The sequence below is a fragment of the Streptomyces sp. NPDC032161 genome, from assembly GCF_040636995.1.
GTDB lineage: Bacteria > Actinomycetota > Actinomycetes > Streptomycetales > Streptomycetaceae > Streptomyces.
In genome coordinates, this window is record NZ_JBEZVN010000023.1 from 56769 (window position 1) to 72538 (window position 15770).

Genomic DNA, 15770 nt, shown 5'->3' on the forward strand with positions numbered 1-15770 from the left:
GTCAGTTCTCCTTGTTGGTGTACTGGCGGCGAATGTTGGTGAGGCGCTGCCCGAGCGGGAGTCGGCCGGACGGGGACAGCAGCCGGCGCTGCGGCATCAGGGCCGGGGTCGGTGCGGGGACGGCGGGGAGGTCGTGGTGCCACAGCTCGACCCACACCCCGTTCGACCGCCACACGCACACGACGCGGCCGGGCCGGTACTCGAACACGGGCCGCAGGTCACCGCTGCCACCGAGGATGAGGGGGTAGGCGGACGCGAAGTGGTGCAGCGCCTCCTGGGCGTGCTCACCGATGACCTGGACGGTGAGGAGCGGTGCACCGTCCTTCGCTGTACCGACCCGCCAGTCCGGGACCAGAGCGGACGGGAACCGGTCCCGGACCGCCTGGTACCAGGAACGGACAGCGGCCAACTTCGTCTCGATGAGCGCTTCGGCAATCTCAGGCATGGTCAGTTCTCCTTCGTGGCGTTGGCGAGTTCCAGCAGGACGGCGGCGTGGCAGTGGTCCGGCTTGCCGGGCTCAGGAAGCGGGCAGGTGCAGGCGAGGTCCTTGCCGCGCAGCATGTGGAGTTCGGCGAGGACGCGGCGGCGGTCGAAGACCTGCTTTCCGACGCGGTAGGTCTCCTCGTACCAGCCGCCCGCGGTGCCGACGCGCAGCCATTCGCGGTAGTTGACGGCGCAGGCACTGCGGGGTTCGCCCATCTCGGCGTCGATGGCGTCCTTGATCAGGAACGGGTTCCCGAAGCGGGACGGGCGGCTGACGATCACGGCGTTCTCGGGGAGACGCCATCCCTTGGTACGGCGGCGCTGGATGCGTTGGGGCATGGTCATGACTCCTCCGTGGTAGTCGTGCTGTGCCGGGAACCGAAGAGTCCGGCCTCTGGCCCGGTCATGCCGTGAGCGTCCTGGTAGTGGCCGGTGACCGTGTCCCACGCGGTGTCCGGGCTGCTGATGTCGACCTCGGTACGGAAGTCGCATCCAGCGGCGTTACAGAGGCGGTAGGCGGAGTTTGTGTGGTTGGCGTCGGGCATGGTCAGTTCTCCTTGGCGATTCGGGCGGTCATGCGGGCGAGGCTCTGCAGGTCAAGGCGCTCCTGAACGCGGAGCCACCGAGGGCACTCGGCATCCCCGCAGTCGGCGCAGTACTCGGTGGTGCACGGGGTGTCGCAGGCGTAGCTCCACTCGGTGCTCTCGGCCGTGGTGGCGTGGCACTCGGGCGGGAGCGCACTGATGCGGGCGAAGCGACGGGCGCGCATGCGTTGCTTGATCTGGCCCTGGGTGGGCGGTGTCCACTCGTGCCATCCCGCAGGCCGCTTCCAGCGCCGCATGTGCTCGCGCTGGTCGATCCCGCAGTGGCGGCAGGCGTTCGGATTGATCACCACGACAGTCCTTCCGTCTCACCGAACGGGGCGCGGGTCTTCGGCTGCTCCTGGGGGACGATGACGGCGTTGTCCGGGAGCCGGTCGCGGAACTGGGCGGGGATCTCCCCCTGCGTCATGACGTCGTTGGACGTGATCTCCCGGCCGTCGTTGAACCGGAACGTCCACAGAGCGCCGCCGAACCCGAGGAACTGGCGGGGCGTGGTCGTGTTCATCGGCTTGACCACGTAGTGACGTCCGTTGACACGAGCGACCAGTACAGGAGCCTGTGAGTGGTCGCCGGGCATCTGGTCGCCGTCAATGGCCCATCGGATTTTCTCCGCCCAGAACTGGCAGTCGAGGCAGGTCTCCTTGGTGCACACGGGTTGGCCTTTCAGGTGGTGGTCGATGTGTGTCCGCCGGCCGCGGCCCCGATGGGGTGGGACCGCGGCCGGGGGTCTTCCACGGGGGCGGTGGGGACGGGGCGAGGCAGTCAGGAGACGTCGCTGGCCTCGCTTGTCTCCGCCATCGCCGCTACGGCCAACTGGTCCGCGATGGCACGGACTTTGGTGATGGTGGTCCCGTACTCGGATCCGAGAACCTTGACGACTTCGGTGATCACGGCGTCCGCTGCTCGACGTTCCGCACGGTGTGTACGGAGCGGTTTGATCTGGTGGCGACCCGCCTTTCGGTCCCACCAGATCAAGGGCCCGTAGCAAGAGCGGGTGATAAGCCAGTAGTCGGTCTCACGTTGTCCACGCCGCCACTTCACCCGCGTTGGCACTTCCATAAGGGTGGCCAGGTCATGCAAAGCCTTGATCGTGGGGCCGAGGCTTCCGTTGCGTCCGAGTCGGTCCCGTCGCTGACGAAGCAGGCGATCGCGGAGGACTGAGTTTGTGGTGCTCACGGCGATCTCCTGAATCAGGCGGTGTAGTCGTCGGACGGGTCGGACGGTGCGCCCTGGAGGCTGGCGCAGTTGGTGTCGTGGCCGCAGGTGTTGCAGCAGGTTCCGCAGTCGCAGGTCACTTCGCGGAGACCCGGTTCACGGTGACGCTCACGCCGTACAGGCGGGCGCAAGCCTCCGCCTTCTCAAGAAGGTTGAAGTAGTGCGGGAAGCGTCCGACCCAGACGGTGAAGGGGTAGCGCTTGGTGGGCTTCTTCGTGGCCATGTGAGTTCCCTTGTTCACTCCGACCCGCTGTATGTGGGTCGTTGTCGGCTTCGCCAGACTACCCATAATCCATTGCCCGTGCAATAGATTATGAAGAATGGATGCCGCACCCACCCACGACAAAGGGCCCGACCCCAAAGGACCGGACCCATGCCATGCGCACCCCGCCTCAGAACGGCGGCTCGCCTTCCCCACCCCCACTCCCCCACCCGCCGGCCGAACCACCCGCGCCCGGCGTGCCCGACGCCCACGGATCCTCCGCCGACGCCGCACCCTGCCGACGCGCCGCATCCCGAACCTCCGGACGCTGCTGCCCAGCCGCCCTCGTCACGACCGCAGTCGCGTTCTTCAGGCTCGGCCCGACCTCCTCAACATCCAGCTCATACACCGTGCGCTTCACACCCTCACGGTCCTCGTACGACCGCTGCTTCAACCGGCCCTGCACGATCACCCGCATCCCCTTCGTCAGGGACTCCGCCACATGCTCAGCCGCCTGACGCCACACCGAGCAGGTGAGGAACAGGGCATCCCCGTCCTTCCACTCGTTCGTCTGCCGGTCGAAGATGCGGGCAGTGGACGCCACCGTAAACTTCGCGACGCCCGCACCCGACGGGGTGAACCGCAGCTCCGGGTCCGCAGTCAGGTTCCCCGCCACGGTGATCACTGTCTCACCAGCCATGCCTATCTCCTTCTCAGTCTTCTTCTGGTTGTCAGACCGCGTCGCGAATGTCGCCCACAGCCACCGGCGGAACCCACCGGCCCTCGGCACGGGCACGGTCCTTCGCCCGCTCCCACGCCTTCAGCACCGCGTCCCGGGTCATCTCGAGCCGCTCGGCCACGTCGTCGTACGACATGCCACGCCGGAGCCCCTTCTCGACCGCGACCCGCCGCTCATCCCGGGTCAACGGAACCGCCGGCCCAGGGGCGAGGGCCCGCTCCACCGCAGCCATGTCGACACCCCGCGCCCGGGGCCGCGGCGCCGGTGCCGCCTCCCTCACGGTGCGGGTACTGGCCAGCGGCGGCCGAACCGGCGCACCGTGCTCGTCGAACGTCACCCAGGCCAGCGCATCCTTCAGCCCACGATCCGGATCGGCGAAGCCCGCCAGGACCACGGCGAGCGCCTCAAGCTCGTGCCGGCTCAGTCCGTGCAGCCGGGTCTGCACGTCTTCGGCGGACCCCTCGTGTACGTCCACGACCAGGCCCGCAGCCTCAGGCAGCAACGCCACAGCCATGTCGCCGCGCTGCTCCGCAGTCAGGTAGCTCACGCCGCCAGCCCCACACCTGCAGCCGCCGACTTCTCCGCGACCGCCCTCAGGACCTCGGAGACACCCTTCTCTCCGTTCGTGCCGGGATTCCCCAGGTACGCGGCAATGTCCGCCCGCCGGGCCCCCAGCTTGTGCAGCATGACGACCACGTCCGTGTAGTCGTCCCGCAGCCGCGCCCGCCACGACCGGTGATCCCCCCGTGCCGGACGGGCCATCCGGGCACCCTGGCCACCGGACCACCACACCGCAACCCGCACCGTCACCTCGTCGACGACGAGCCCGTCCTTCCGGAGCGCGGCCACCATTCCCTCCAGGGACCGGCAGCTGGTCTTCAGTCGCCGCAACCGGTACAGCCACCGCGGCGACACGAGCAGCTGGGCCATGGCCATGTCCGGCCTGTTGCCCAGCAGCTCCTCCACGTCCAGGGCTCGGCGCTGGTCCGGGTCGAGACCGCCGCCCACCCCCCACCGGTAGATCGCGTCGTCGGACTGCCGCTGGTTGTTCAGGCACTCCACGATGACCGGGCACCCGACGCAGAGGGCGCGGGCACGTTCCTTCGCCGCTGTCGACGTGCTGAAGAAGTCGTCGACCGGGGTGCCGCGGCAGGCGCTGCGGGTCTTCCAGTCCTGGCTGGCGGGTGCGCTGACGGCCGGTGTTGTGGGGCGGCGCATGCTGGCGTTGAGGATGGTCATGACGGGTCTCCGAGGGTGTAGAGGCGGATGAGTGCTCCGGGCTGGTCGAGGGCGTCGGGGTGCTCGCCGGGGTAAACCTTGCGGCTCTGGTTCTCGATGACGCGCCCGTCGTCTTCCCAGGCGCCGGACTTGCTGATGGCGTCGTAGGTGGAGCGCTCGAGCTTGTCGATGTCGGGGTAAACGGCGGGGTAGGTGCGGCGGCGCTTGGGGGCGCTGACGGGCTTGGGCATGGTGAAGGTGATGTCGGCTCGTACGGGTCCGACGAGGTACTGGGCGTCCCCGGTGAGGAGTGCGGCCTCGATCGCGGCCTGGACCTTCTCCCGCCACGGCTTGACCTTCTTGGAGGACTCCCGCATGAGGGGGATGGTCTTGCCGGTCTTGCGGCTCTTCCCCCAGCCGGCGGGGGACTTGCTGCCTTGGGGTCCTGCGAGCCCGTGGACGGCGATGACGAGGTCCGGGGCGGGCTTCCACTGGTACGGGCCGGTAAGGGTCGGGGTGGCTGTCGTCATTGGGTGAGCTCCTGTATGGGGCGTGGTCCGTGGGGTGTTTCGCGGGTGTAGGTGGCGTGGCCTGGCGGGTGGCCGAGGTGGTGGAGGCCGCAGAACCGGCAGTGGTAGGTGCGGAAGTGTGGGCCACCGGTCCGGCGTATGGCGTTGGCGCGGTGTTTGGCGGCCCGGCGGGTGAGGAAGCGGGTTTTGCCGAGGCAGGCGATCTCGTACTCGGTCACGGGGTGTCCGGGTACTCGCGGACGCGGAGGTGTTCGGGCCAGTCGGCGGGCTTGCCGCCCTTGGTGTCCGAGGCGTTGTTCTCGCGTGCCCAGATGGAACCGAGCTGCTTCACGAACGTGGCTGCGCCGGCTGTACGGGAGTCGTGGATCAGATCGGCAACCCAGTCGGGGTTCAGGGGGCGGGCGCCGGAGCCGGATTCGCCGCCGATGATGACCCAGCCGAGCTCGATGCCGGTCTTGTCAGCCACGGTCGTTCTCCTCGTCGTCCTGGTCGCGTACCTGGGTGATGGCGATGGTGAGGGGGACGGCTCCGTCGGCGTCGGGGCGGCAGTAGACCCACTGGGTGTCGGTGGTGTTGCTGCGGTGTCCGGGTGCGAGGGGGGTGAGGTGGGCGTGTTCGTGGTGGGCCATGTCGGCGTACATGTGGCCGGGGAGGATGGCGTTGACTTCGAGGACGAAGGTGTCCTTGTCGTGGTGGCCGACACGGACGAGGTTGCCGTTCCAGATGCGGTAGCCGGGGTGTGCGGGGTGGGGGCGGCCGAGTTGGTTGGTGCCGTTTTCGGCGAGGACGAGGGCATTGATGTTGGCCTGGGCGAGGGCGGCGCCGAGGATCGCGATGTACGTCTGGTCGTAGGGCTCAGCCATTGGCCGCCCCTCCCCTTGCCGCGCTGGTGGGCTTGCGGTGTTGGCAGCGCCCGAGGAGGCAGGGCTTGGCACGGCGGGTCCACTGGTCGCGGCCGATGAGTTCGTGTCGCCAACCGGCAGCTGCTTCCTTGCGCCGGTCGGCGACGCGGGGAGTGAACTCCTTATGGGCGTCCTCGGCGAGGGGGCCGACGCAGCTCTCCAGGACGGAGCCGGTCACGCAGCCTGTGGGGTCGATGCGGATCCAGAACTCGCGGGGCTTGGTGGTCATGGCTCGGGGTGCTCCTTCGGCGGGTCTTGCGGGTTGGTGGTGCCGTGGCCGTGCTGGGAGGCGCAGATCATGGCGATGGCGATGAGTCCCAGCACGGCGGCGATGACGGCGGGTGCGGTGGGTGGCCAGGTCACAGGGCGGGCGTACCTGCCTCGTCCTCGCGCTTCCACTGCTCCTCGCGTTCTCGGAGATCGCAGTAGGTGTTGAACGCGCCCTCGTAATCGCGTGTCTCGCGGGCGGCAGCGGCCAACTCGGCGAATGAGTCACGGATCTCGTTGCGCTTCGCCTCGATGGCTGGACGCTCCAGCTCAGCAACCCGGGCCCGCAGTCGGTCCACCTCGGCCAGCAGCGCGGGCACATCCTCGGGACCGCCCTGCGCGGGCAACGACCGCAGGTTGTTCGGGCGGACAGCGCCACGCTGCACCTTCGACGCGAGCCGCCCGATCAGGTCGGCCTGCTTCGCGTACTGCGGGCCCTGCGCCCGGTGCTCGCGCGCCTGCTTCGCCAGCCATGCCACGAACTCTGCTGTCAGCTCGGCCCGAATCTCCTGCTCACGGTCCGGCGTCATCGGGGCGCTCATGCGGTACCACCCATCCGGGCAGCGTTGACGGCGATTGTGTGGAGGTAGCCGTCGATGAGGCCGGTGGCGTAGTCCGGGTCGTAGTCGTCGGCCATGGCGGCGCGGGCGTGGATTCGGCGGGAGGAGAGGCCGGTCATCGCGGCGAGTTCGCCGTCGGTGTAGCCGGCGTTCCATCCGTCGTCCGGGCCGTCGGTGTCGGCGAGTGCGATGGTCATGGTGGTCATGGCGTGGGTCCGTTCTGGGCGGTGAAGCGAGGACGGGTTGTCAGGCGGCGGTCTGGTGGGGGAAGTCGGTGATGGCGTCGGCGGCCTGGGCGGCGCGGAGGATGGCGCCGATGACCTCAGGGGTGGTCGGGGGCTGCTGGTCGGGCCAGGTGCGAGTGGTGGCCCAGTGGGTGACGTGCTCGATGTGGTCGTCGGCGCCGGTGCCGGGGTCGGTGGGCGGCTCGGTCGGGAGGACGGCGGACAGCATGCAGATGGCGTCCATGGCGGGCTCGCACATGCGGATCTGGAGGAGGGAGTAGTCCTCGTCGGTGAGGAAGCAGTTCGGGGTTTTGCCGGTGACGGCGCGGAAGATGGCGGCGGTGATGTCGAGGCGGCCGTCGTGGCTGGCGAACTGGGTGCCGGTGTGGAGGCCGTAGTAGTTGAGGATGTGGGCGGTGGTGCGGAGGGCGGTGCCGGTGCTGGACATGGGTGTCTCCCGGTTCGGCGGTGCAGGGGTGGGCACCCGGCCCCGGGAGCTACTGCGCACCCATCGGGTGCGGTGCTCAACTCGGGGCCGGGGGACTCGGGTGGGCTAGTCCTCGATTGGCCGGGGGTGGGCGTCGGCGCAGTCGGGGCACTGGAGGCGGCCGAGGTTGTATTCGGTGGGCTCGTCGGTGACGAGGGCGTCCGGGGCGTCGGCGTCGAAGATGGTGTCGCAGATGCAGGCGGCGCAGGCGCACTTGAGGATCTCGTTGTAACGGACGCCGGTGATGCCGGTGATGGCGATCAGGGCTGCCATGAGGGATTCGTACTCGGCAGCGGAGGAGGTGTTGTCGGCGACGCTCATGAGCTGGTCGAACAGGTTCTGCTGGTTCGTGGTGAGGTCGCGGTAGTTGACGGTGGTGCGGTGTGTGCGGGCAGGGCTGATCACGCTCATGGCGGGGCTCCTGGACTGGTTACTCCGGCCCGGCCCCGTAGTTGGGGTGGGTCGTTGTCGGCTCTGCAAGATTACCCATTCACTATTGCGCGCGCAATAGGTTATGAGGTGATGGCATGAGAAAGCCCCCCACTCGCACGGAGTGAGGGGCGGGATCGCAGAGCCGGCCGGTCAGTAGCCCTTCTGCACAGCTTCCTGATGAGCCATCAATATGTCGCTGAAGCTCACGTACGTGGCACGCCCAGCGTGGGCGACCGGCAGGTCGTCGCGCTTGATCCAGCGCCGGACGGTGGACTCGGAGTAGGGATGCCCGGTCTCCTTGAGGAGCGCACAGACCTCCTGGAGGGTCATGAGATCCCCGTACGGGGTGAGGGTGCTGACGGCCATGGTGCCTCCGCTCTCGACGGCCATCGTTCGCAGCTCCGACCGGCCGATTACGGGCCGGACCCATCCGTGGAGAGGACGGATCCGAATGTGGGTTTTTCGTGAACGCGTGCTGACTGGTAGACCCGCGAGGCCGCTGTCAGGTTGCCCTCGCGGCCGTGCCGTTCTGCCTGGAGATGTGCTGTTGGGCGAGGTGGGCCAGGGTCCAGGTGCGGGAGAATCCGAGGTCGTCGCGGCAGTATCGGTTCACGCACACTGCCCTGTTCTGTGTCTCCCGCCAGAACAGGCCCCAGCAGCCACAGCCGGGGCAGGGGTGGCGGCGCACGACGGTGGTGTCGCCCGCGGCTAGGGCGTGCTCCATGCTCTGACGGTAGATCAGCGTCTCCCGGACCTGCTGCCGTTCGGGCTCGAGGTGGGCGGTGTGCCAGCGCGCCCATTCGTACACCCGATCCGCGTTCCGGTCGGTGAACCGGCCGGCGTAGGGGGCCTGGGCGCGGGTGTGGCTCTCGACCTCCCGGACGGCAGCCTGGATCTGCTGGAGGATGCCGAGGTTGATGAGGGCGGGCGAGTGGGCCCGGGTGGGGGTGCGCCCTTCACCGGGCCCGGATCGGGTGGGCTGGACGAACTCCTCCTGGAGAAGGCGGAGTCGATGTGCTGCTGTGTCTCCCATAGTGTCCCCGTCCCGCTGGTCCGGCCTGGTGGCGCGGTGCGTGACGGTGGGTGCCGGGGCGCGCGCCGGGCCGGAGGTTGTGACTCCGGGTAGTTCCGGACGCTCCAGTCTGGCACGCATTTGTCGCGAGTTGAACAGAAAGTGGTAAGTGATCAACGGTGCGCAAGGTGCTGTTGCTGATTCGTCACACAGTAACCGCAATCACGGACCGCACATTCACAGACTGGCCGGGGCGTCCACCATCCCCTGGACCATGCCTCGTAGCGTCGCATGCTCATCCACGCCAACGACCCCTTCCGCATGTGCGCCATCGAGCATGAGAAGCACGGCGCCGAGGGTGATGTCGTACGCCTCCGCGGTCAGCTCGTCCGTCAAGGTGCGCCCCCTGGCAAGGAATAGGGCCTGCATCGTTTCGGCGAGCTGCTGCTGCGGGGTGACCGGTGCGGGGTCTACGGCCGGTGTTCGGCGCCGCCCCCGGGGCCGTATCGGGATGACCCGTGCATGGTGCCCGTCGTGGGGGCTGGGCAGGCCAGGGTGGGTGGGCTCAACTGAGGGCATGGGGCGTCTCCGCTCCTCCGGCATCGAGGAGGGCGACCCCGTCGTGGTGGTGAGGGGCCTCCCCCGGGGGCTGCCGGTGACCGTACCGGGGACTGCCACTGTGACATCCATAAGGCCACGCTGGTAAGCCGGGCCTAACGTTTGTCCCAGGGTTTGGTACATCCGGGCAGAACCGCTCGCACCCAGCTCGACGGCGGGCACGGAAAAGCCCCCGGGTGACCAGGGGCGGAGTATTGCCGACAACGACCCGGGCCGGCCACGGGGGCCGAGACCTCACGGGCATGCCCGTCAGATAGACGGCAGTCTAGCCGCGGATACCGCCACGCGGGTACGGGCATCCCCGAGCTGTCTACGAACGGGACCGCGCACGGCCGCGGCCCCATGTTCCTGCCACGATGGCGGGAGCACGGGGCCGCGGCCGGATGACGCTACCTGCGTCGCCCCGAGGACGGCAGCTGGGGGAGGAACTCGCCCAGGACAGCACTCAGGAAGTCACTGCGACTGGGGAACCCGTAGGCCTGGGTGAACGCGTCGTAGTTCGCCAGCTCCTGCTCGGATGGTCGGAAGGACTGCTGGCCCGAGTCCTTCAGCCGGCCGCGGACAGCGCGCCGTCCAACGACTTCACCGAGCATGCCGTCTTCGTCATAGTCCTCGTCGTCGACGGCGTTGTTCTGCTGATAGACATCTGCGAGGAGCTTTCCGAACAGGTCGTTGCGCTTGCAGTAGAGGAATGCGCGCCGCACCACGAGGGCGTTTGCCGGTTCCTTCTCCCCCGCCATCTTCTTGGACAGCTGGTAGTGCGCGAACCGGTCCCGGACGCTCTGGCTGACCATGATGGTGCACTGAGTGGCACGCGCCCCGGAGGGCCCCAGGTTGGGTACCTGGACCTCGGAGATGTCCCGGACTGCTGACTGATACGGAGTCGGCAGGGACCGCGGAGCGAATGGCGCGGCCGTGGGTGATTGCCGCACAGCGACCTGGTTGTCCGGCACCCTGTTCCCAGTCGGCTCCGGGACAGGTACAGCAGGTGTCTCGGCCTCGGGTGCGGGAGCAACGGGCTGTTCCACGCTTGCGGCGGGCGCGGGAACGCTCAGCTTCGGCAGTTCTGCGCGGTCCACGGTTACGGGGACCGCGCCAGCGTCAGCCGTTGAGGCGGTCGCTGGCGTCGGGGCCGGGACGTCTTCTCGCACGGGCTCCGGGACTGGCGTCGGCTGTTCTTCCTGCTCGTCGCGCTGCGCCTCGGCTTCCTCTACGGCGGCGGTATCAGGCTTCGGCTGTTGGCTCTCCTGCCCGTCCCGGTTGCGGCGGCGTCGCCTTCCGCCTCCAAGCGCGGCGCCCGCGAAGGCGGCCAGGGCGTCTTGGTCGGGAAGCTCATCGTTGACGGCGGTCTTGTCGCTCACTGGTCACCTCCGGACCGGCTGGCCTCCCACTCGGCGCGGCGTTCTGCCATGGCCTGCATTATCTCGATGGCCAGGGACTGGTAGTCGCCGGCGAGGTCCTTCATGGATTTCCGCAGGCTGGTCGGCAGGTCCTTAGCGGCGCGCAGTTCCTGGGGTACTCGGCCGCGGAGGCGGGCTTCGACGGCGGCAGCTTCGACGTGGCGAATGTTCTGCTCAAAGACCGGCGCGACGCCGCTGAGGTCGCTCTCGAGAGCTTCCTTGATGTTCTTCTGCACCTTCGTGGCGCTGCTGTTAGTCGCGAACAGGACCACGCCGAGGAGGCGGAGCATGTCGTTGTTCTGCCCGGCGACGGAGAAGCGCTTGGCGACGGTGCGAAGGCCCTTGCGGGAGGAAGGGTCGGACTTGGACGGGATGACGATGTAGTCGGATGCCGTGAGCGCGGCGAGCTGGAGAACCTCGGAGCCGGGGGCGATGTCGAGGATGATGACGTCGTAGTCGTCGCGGACCTTGTCGATCGCGGCGGCGTACATGCCCATCCACGCGTCCTGGTCCTCAGGCTCTGTGGCCTTCTTGGCTGCACGCCGCTGGCAGTACAGCTCTTCGACGACCTCCTCGAGCTCGTCTCCGCCCGGGATGACGTACAGGTGGGGTCGCGCCTGCCCGGTCGGGGTGAGGGGCTTGCCCTCGAGGACGGCTGCGGCCTGCGCGGCGCCCTTGTCGTTCATCTCGGTGTTGGAGATGCCGAGGTCCTCGCAGTTGTTGCCCTGCTCGTCCATCTCCATGAGGAGGGTGTCGTGGCCGAGTTTGGACCAAGCCACGGCAAGAGCGGAGGACGTGGACGACTTACCGACGCCTCCCTTGCCGTTGACGACGGCGATGACCTTCGGTTCGAGGGCCTTGTCGTCCATGAGGTCGTAGCGGTGGTCGAGGCTGTTCTTCACCTCGCTCAGGTCTACGAGGTCGAGAGGGACTTGCAGTATCGCCATGGGGGCGCCTTTCTGCCGGAAATGTGTGAGGTCTCGGCGCACGACCCTACACAGTGATCCAGCCGCAGTTGGTGAGTCCCCGACAGAAAGCCTTCATGTGAGGATGCTAGGCGTGACGGATAGCGCAACGTATGGCGTGACTGCTAGCGCGCTATATAGGACAACTCATAGCCATATTGCTAGCCCTTTACCTAGCTTGGTGTGGGCTACGCTGCCCCGTTCGCCGCTAAGCACACCGTCGGTCTCGGCTTTCTTGAGCCAGGTAGGTCCGAGGAAGGGGCGGAAGTGAAAGACAGGGCGCGCCGATGACTCGTCTCAGGCGACGTCGAAGGCGCGGCGGGCAACGGACGGCCCGACACCGTGCTTGTAGGCGCGTGCGGACCGGATGCTGGCCTGAAGACTGTCCGAAGGGTGGTCCTGCTGCGCCTGGAGAATCTCGAGCTGGGCTGCTGCTTCAGCGAAGGCTTCTTCAGGTTCGCGGTGTCGCCGCAGAGCTTCAATCTGCTGCTCGGCGGCTTCTCGGATGAGGGGTGAGAGGCCGACTTCACGTGTTCCGCCGCTGGCGCGGTGGGCGGCCAGGGCTGCGAGGTAGCCAGGGTGTTTGGCCTGGGGCTGCTCGGACTGTGCGGCCGAAGCCGGTGCGCACGACGCGGCAGGGGTGGCGGGCGGCGAGGCGGGCGCGTCAACAGTTCCAGGGGCAAGGATCGCCAAGTTCCGGACGGTGCTGTCGCCGACTGCTGCATTGATCTGCTGAATGATCTGCTGCTGGTGGAGGGTGAGCTGGGTGCGGTAGGCCGGGGAGACAGGGCGCAGGTGCAGCGTCCGTGTGTCTGCGTCGAACCGAACCGCGGCGACCTTGCCGACGAGTGTGGGGGCAATGGTGGGCCACCTGTCGAGGATGGTGCCGCCCTTTGCGGGCATGTCCCAGCCGCGTTCGGCCATCATCTGCTGGACGGCGGCGGCGAAGGGCAGCGGGTCGCGGCCGTTGCCTTGGTCTTTGCGGCGGGATGGTGCTGCGCCGAGGCGGCGCTTCGGCGGCGGGCTGGCTTTTGCTGCGGCTCGGGCGGCGGCGAGGGCGACGCGGGCCAGGTCGACCCCGGACGGTGTGGTGTCGGTCATGCGGGGCTCCCGAGGAAGGCGGCCATGTCGGCTTCGGCGTCCCAGGTGACGGTCTCCCCGTTGCTGAGGTCGTCCCAGCCGTTGGCGCGGGCGGTCTGCTGGTAGCTGGTCAGGCCGTGCCGGAGTCCGGCCATGACGTCGTGGTGCTGGCTGACGGTGCTCTGGAAGGCGCCGACCGGGGAGTTCTCCTGCTCCCAGCGGGCAGCGGCGTCCTGGCTGGCCTGGATCTCCTGCTCGCGCTTGCGGTCGGCGGTGAGCCGGGCCCGGATGAATGCGATCGGGTTTGCTGGCTTCCAGCGGAGGCCAGAGCACATGCCATGCAGGTCAGCGGAAATCTGGTAGGCGTCCAGGCCTCGATCAGTCCACGGCCGCAGATGGAACTCCAGTTGCCGCAGCGGCACGGCCTGGGTCCAGTTGACGAGGGCTCGTACCAGCCGGGTCGTTTTGCCAGCGCTTTCGACATCAGCGGCGGTGCGGCGGCGGCCGTTGATCTGGGTGCTCTGGTGGGGGATTCGGGGTTTGGGCTGCCTCGCAGGCGAGGTGTAGTTCTTACCCCCCACCATCTGAACCTTTCCCTCTTCACTGGCTGAGGTAAGGGAAGGGGGCTCACAAGATCGTTCCGGGGAGTTGTCCACAGGCCCCGAAGAGGCGTTGTCCACAGGGTTCGTGACGGTGGTTGCGGGGCGGGTGTCGGGCATCTGCCGGTAGTCCATGACGATCCGCGCCTCGTAGCCGGTGCCGATGATCTGGTGCCCCATGGCGTGGTCGTAGACGGCCGGGATGACGGCGGCGTACACGGTGGCGGTTGCGGCGTACCCGCCCAGGCCGAGGGCTCGGCGGATGTTGGTGCGGGTGCCGTGCTGGACCCATGCGAGGGCGCCGAGTTCGCGGAGGTAGGAGACGTGGCGCTTCACGGTGGCCTTGCTGATGTCGGTGCGGGCCACGGTCTCGTCGAGGCAGTAGCGGACGTGTCCGGTCGAGTAGTCCATGCGTGCCCCGAGGTCGCGGGCGATGGTGAGGGTGGTGGCGTTCGCGCGGCGGTGCAGGCCGGCTGCGATCAGCCATTCCACCGCGCGAAGCCACCGGCGCGGGCCGCTGTGTCGGGATGCGGTGTGAGCGACCTCTTGCGAGGCACCGCGAACCGGAGCGGCCTGGTCCGCACTGTACTCGTACATGCGTTCGAACGTGGCATGCGGGACGTTCGTGTCGCCAGACGTTTGCTGGCACGGGATGCCGCCAGGGGCGGGGGATTTTTGGGGCGAATCGCCCGTCCGGGCGTGCGGAAGCTGACAAGCAGTACTCGCGTGCGGCACTATGTACCTCGTTCCGTTCTGCGGACACGAAAAGCCCGCTTCGGTGGGTGCTGGTTCTGGGAGAACCTGAAAGTCGCTCGACCTGATCGGCCCGGTCGCCAAACCGGATCCGAAAGTTCGGGCCTTAGCTCGGTCGCCAAACCGAGCCGTGAGAAGTGGCCGCGCACGGTGCGCCAACACCAGCGGCCAGCGGTAGAGGAAGTGCCCCCGCCAAGGGGCCCAGGACCTCCCGCTAGGAAGTCGCTACGTCATGAGGCTCCTTGCTCCGATGAGGGCTGGGGCGGACGGCTTGACGATCTCCCCGTTGGAGGAGACCAGCCGAAGTTTCGGAAATGCGTGTACTGGCTCGTCGCCAGGAACGGCCGGCCACTCGTCAGCAGACAGGCCATAAGAGGGCGCAGTCCAAGCCGGGTCGGCCTTGGCGTACTTGGCTTCCCAGTTCCACTCGAAGAACAGGGGCAGAAGGCCGCCTTTGTTCGGGATGGCCTCGGGAGCCTGCGCGTTGCTGTGCCGCGCCCGCTCGTACACCGCCTTGGCGTGAGCCTGGCACCGTGGGCGAGAGCAGAACCCCCACATACGGGACCGTCCAGTCGCCAGGTCGGCCTCGGCGAAGCCGTCGACGGTTCGCCGCCCACAGGTTCGGTCAACGCGAACCATCGGCGCCTGGCACCCCTTGGGGTCTGCGTGCCAGTCGTGTTCATACCGGGGCGCGTCATCTTTGAGGAGCTGCCACATGCGCCGGTTGTCGGCGTTCAGAACGTCGCGGGCACGCGACCAGACGCTGAACGCCGGGTCGTGGCGGTGTGGGTCGCGGAGGGTCACCCAACCGAGGGCCAGGATGAGATCCCGGGTTCCGGCGGGCATGCGGGACTCGGCGTAGACGCGGGCGGCAAGCTGGTCGTAACGCAGCATCCCGTCCCGCTCGGCCGCGCTCATCGCGTGCTGTAGGTAGTGGTGACAGGGCCTGCATGCGTCGGCGGTGTGATGTTCACGCCAGACCGCGAGGTCCCACTGTCTGATAGCCCGGGAGTCCGGGTAAGCTCGGCCATAGAACTGGCACCTTCTTCTAGCGGAGTGTGGTGTCGGTCGGGCCCCGCTCCACGGTGTGCAACCACCGGGGAAAACAGCGGGGCCTTTCCTTTTGTCTTGGTGGGCCATCCGACCGTACCCGTTTCTGAGTGGTCGTCTGGCGCCAGGCTGAGCCTACCGGTTCCTCGCGTCACTTGTCCTGCCCCTCTCGTAACGTGTCTTTCATCCGACTTGTCATCAGATAGAGAGGTCATCGCACGGCGGTGCCTGACCTGCACTGACGTACGACCGGTGTCCTATAGAAATGCACCACAAATAAGAGGAGCCCGCACGGATTGGCTACTGCCACATCACGACGCAATCCGCAGCGACAAAGGAACAGGCGACTCCGCACCCATTTGAAGATCAACCACCTGCCCCGACTTCCCACCGTTCGGCACGGGTTGAGGCACTTCCCGGCGCCCGGCGCGG

Annotated in this window: 28 protein-coding genes; all 28 read right to left on the reverse strand. The window is 67.9% G+C overall.

Going from position 1 to position 15770, the window contains the following annotated elements:
- Position 1 precedes the first annotated feature (1 nt).
- On the reverse strand, positions 2-445 hold the full coding sequence (locus AB0E67_RS27395) for a hypothetical protein (RefSeq protein ID WP_362031490.1): 444 nt from the start codon (positions 443-445) through the stop codon (positions 2-4).
- A gap of 2 nt (positions 446-447) precedes the next feature.
- On the reverse strand, positions 448-828 hold the full coding sequence (locus AB0E67_RS27400) for a DUF4326 domain-containing protein (RefSeq protein ID WP_362031492.1): 381 nt from the start codon (positions 826-828) through the stop codon (positions 448-450).
- Positions 825-1028 (reverse strand): hypothetical protein, encoded by a 204-nt coding sequence (locus tag AB0E67_RS27405; protein ID WP_362031494.1) that lies wholly within the window; start codon positions 1026-1028, stop codon positions 825-827. The genes AB0E67_RS27400 and AB0E67_RS27405 overlap by 4 nt, the downstream gene beginning before the upstream one ends.
- 2 nt (positions 1029-1030) lie before the next feature.
- Positions 1031-1375, reverse strand: coding sequence for a hypothetical protein (locus AB0E67_RS27410; protein WP_362031496.1), 345 nt, complete (start codon positions 1373-1375; stop codon positions 1031-1033).
- Positions 1372-1737, reverse strand: a complete 366-nt coding sequence (locus AB0E67_RS27415) for a hypothetical protein (protein WP_362031498.1) — start codon at positions 1735-1737, stop codon at positions 1372-1374. Before AB0E67_RS27415 ends, AB0E67_RS27410 begins: the two co-directional genes overlap by 4 nt.
- Positions 1738-1847: 110 nt before the next feature.
- Complete coding sequence (locus tag AB0E67_RS27420; protein WP_362031500.1) at positions 1848-2261, reverse strand: hypothetical protein; 414 nt, start codon at positions 2259-2261, stop codon at positions 1848-1850.
- Positions 2262-2376: 115 nt separating this feature from the next.
- Positions 2377-2523: a hypothetical protein gene (locus AB0E67_RS27425; RefSeq protein WP_362031502.1), complete on the reverse strand. Its 147-nt coding sequence runs from the start codon at positions 2521-2523 to the stop codon at positions 2377-2379.
- A 169-nt stretch (positions 2524-2692) separates the two neighbouring features.
- The gene (locus AB0E67_RS27430; protein WP_362031504.1) at positions 2693-3202 is read right to left on the reverse strand and encodes a single-stranded DNA-binding protein; all 510 of its coding nucleotides are present in this window, start codon (positions 3200-3202) and stop codon (positions 2693-2695) included.
- Between the two features lie 31 nt (positions 3203-3233).
- Positions 3234-3788 (reverse strand): hypothetical protein, encoded by a 555-nt coding sequence (locus AB0E67_RS27435; RefSeq protein WP_362031505.1) that lies wholly within the window; start codon positions 3786-3788, stop codon positions 3234-3236.
- On the reverse strand, positions 3785-4480 hold the full coding sequence (locus AB0E67_RS27440; RefSeq protein ID WP_362031507.1) for a WhiB family transcriptional regulator: 696 nt from the start codon (positions 4478-4480) through the stop codon (positions 3785-3787). The genes AB0E67_RS27435 and AB0E67_RS27440 overlap by 4 nt, the downstream gene beginning before the upstream one ends.
- Complete coding sequence (locus tag AB0E67_RS27445; RefSeq protein WP_362031509.1) at positions 4477-4989, reverse strand: RusA family crossover junction endodeoxyribonuclease; 513 nt, start codon at positions 4987-4989, stop codon at positions 4477-4479. The genes AB0E67_RS27440 and AB0E67_RS27445 overlap by 4 nt, the downstream gene beginning before the upstream one ends.
- The gene (locus tag AB0E67_RS27450) at positions 4986-5207 is read right to left on the reverse strand and encodes a hypothetical protein (protein WP_362031511.1); all 222 of its coding nucleotides are present in this window, start codon (positions 5205-5207) and stop codon (positions 4986-4988) included. Before AB0E67_RS27450 ends, AB0E67_RS27445 begins: the two co-directional genes overlap by 4 nt.
- Positions 5204-5455, reverse strand: a complete 252-nt coding sequence (locus AB0E67_RS27455; protein WP_362031513.1) for a DUF5131 family protein — start codon at positions 5453-5455, stop codon at positions 5204-5206. The genes AB0E67_RS27450 and AB0E67_RS27455 overlap by 4 nt, the downstream gene beginning before the upstream one ends.
- The gene (locus AB0E67_RS27460; RefSeq protein WP_362031515.1) at positions 5448-5852 is read right to left on the reverse strand and encodes a hypothetical protein; all 405 of its coding nucleotides are present in this window, start codon (positions 5850-5852) and stop codon (positions 5448-5450) included. Before AB0E67_RS27460 ends, AB0E67_RS27455 begins: the two co-directional genes overlap by 8 nt.
- Positions 5845-6120: a hypothetical protein gene (locus AB0E67_RS27465; protein ID WP_362031517.1), complete on the reverse strand. Its 276-nt coding sequence runs from the start codon at positions 6118-6120 to the stop codon at positions 5845-5847. The genes AB0E67_RS27460 and AB0E67_RS27465 overlap by 8 nt, the downstream gene beginning before the upstream one ends.
- Positions 6117-6254, reverse strand: coding sequence for a hypothetical protein (locus AB0E67_RS27470; RefSeq protein ID WP_362031519.1), 138 nt, complete (start codon positions 6252-6254; stop codon positions 6117-6119). The genes AB0E67_RS27465 and AB0E67_RS27470 overlap by 4 nt, the downstream gene beginning before the upstream one ends.
- Positions 6251-6700 carry a hypothetical protein gene (locus AB0E67_RS27475; protein ID WP_362031521.1) on the reverse strand — a complete coding sequence of 150 codons (450 nt, stop codon included), beginning with the start codon at positions 6698-6700 and terminating at the stop codon, positions 6251-6253. Before AB0E67_RS27475 ends, AB0E67_RS27470 begins: the two co-directional genes overlap by 4 nt.
- Positions 6697-6924 (reverse strand): hypothetical protein, encoded by a 228-nt coding sequence (locus tag AB0E67_RS27480; RefSeq protein ID WP_362031523.1) that lies wholly within the window; start codon positions 6922-6924, stop codon positions 6697-6699. The genes AB0E67_RS27475 and AB0E67_RS27480 overlap by 4 nt, the downstream gene beginning before the upstream one ends.
- A 40-nt stretch (positions 6925-6964) precedes the next feature.
- Positions 6965-7390 carry a hypothetical protein gene (locus tag AB0E67_RS27485; RefSeq protein ID WP_362031525.1) on the reverse strand — a complete coding sequence of 142 codons (426 nt, stop codon included), beginning with the start codon at positions 7388-7390 and terminating at the stop codon, positions 6965-6967.
- A gap of 105 nt (positions 7391-7495) precedes the next feature.
- Positions 7496-7840 (reverse strand): hypothetical protein, encoded by a 345-nt coding sequence (locus AB0E67_RS27490; RefSeq protein WP_362031527.1) that lies wholly within the window; start codon positions 7838-7840, stop codon positions 7496-7498.
- A gap of 171 nt (positions 7841-8011) precedes the next feature.
- Positions 8012-8227, reverse strand: coding sequence for a helix-turn-helix domain-containing protein (locus AB0E67_RS27495; RefSeq protein ID WP_362031529.1), 216 nt, complete (start codon positions 8225-8227; stop codon positions 8012-8014).
- 136 nt (positions 8228-8363) lie between these two features.
- On the reverse strand, positions 8364-8894 hold the full coding sequence (locus AB0E67_RS27500; protein WP_362031531.1) for a hypothetical protein: 531 nt from the start codon (positions 8892-8894) through the stop codon (positions 8364-8366).
- Positions 8895-9110: 216 nt separating this feature from the next.
- A complete protein-coding gene (locus AB0E67_RS27505; protein ID WP_362031533.1) occupies positions 9111-9269 on the reverse strand; it encodes a hypothetical protein in 159 nt (52 codons plus the stop codon).
- 611 nt (positions 9270-9880) lie between these two features.
- Entirely contained in the window at positions 9881-10852 is a 972-nt protein-coding gene (locus AB0E67_RS27510; protein WP_362031535.1) for a hypothetical protein, read from the reverse strand.
- Positions 10849-11838, reverse strand: a complete 990-nt coding sequence (locus tag AB0E67_RS27515) for a ParA family protein (protein WP_362031537.1) — start codon at positions 11836-11838, stop codon at positions 10849-10851. The genes AB0E67_RS27510 and AB0E67_RS27515 overlap by 4 nt, the downstream gene beginning before the upstream one ends.
- A gap of 315 nt (positions 11839-12153) precedes the next feature.
- Positions 12154-12957 (reverse strand): DciA family protein, encoded by an 804-nt coding sequence (locus AB0E67_RS27520; protein WP_362031539.1) that lies wholly within the window; start codon positions 12955-12957, stop codon positions 12154-12156.
- The gene (locus AB0E67_RS27525) at positions 12954-14027 is read right to left on the reverse strand and encodes a hypothetical protein (RefSeq protein ID WP_362031541.1); all 1074 of its coding nucleotides are present in this window, start codon (positions 14025-14027) and stop codon (positions 12954-12956) included. Before AB0E67_RS27525 ends, AB0E67_RS27520 begins: the two co-directional genes overlap by 4 nt.
- 486 nt (positions 14028-14513) lie before the next feature.
- Positions 14514-15206: a hypothetical protein gene (locus AB0E67_RS27530; RefSeq protein ID WP_362031543.1), complete on the reverse strand. Its 693-nt coding sequence runs from the start codon at positions 15204-15206 to the stop codon at positions 14514-14516.
- Positions 15207-15770 lie beyond the last annotated feature (564 nt).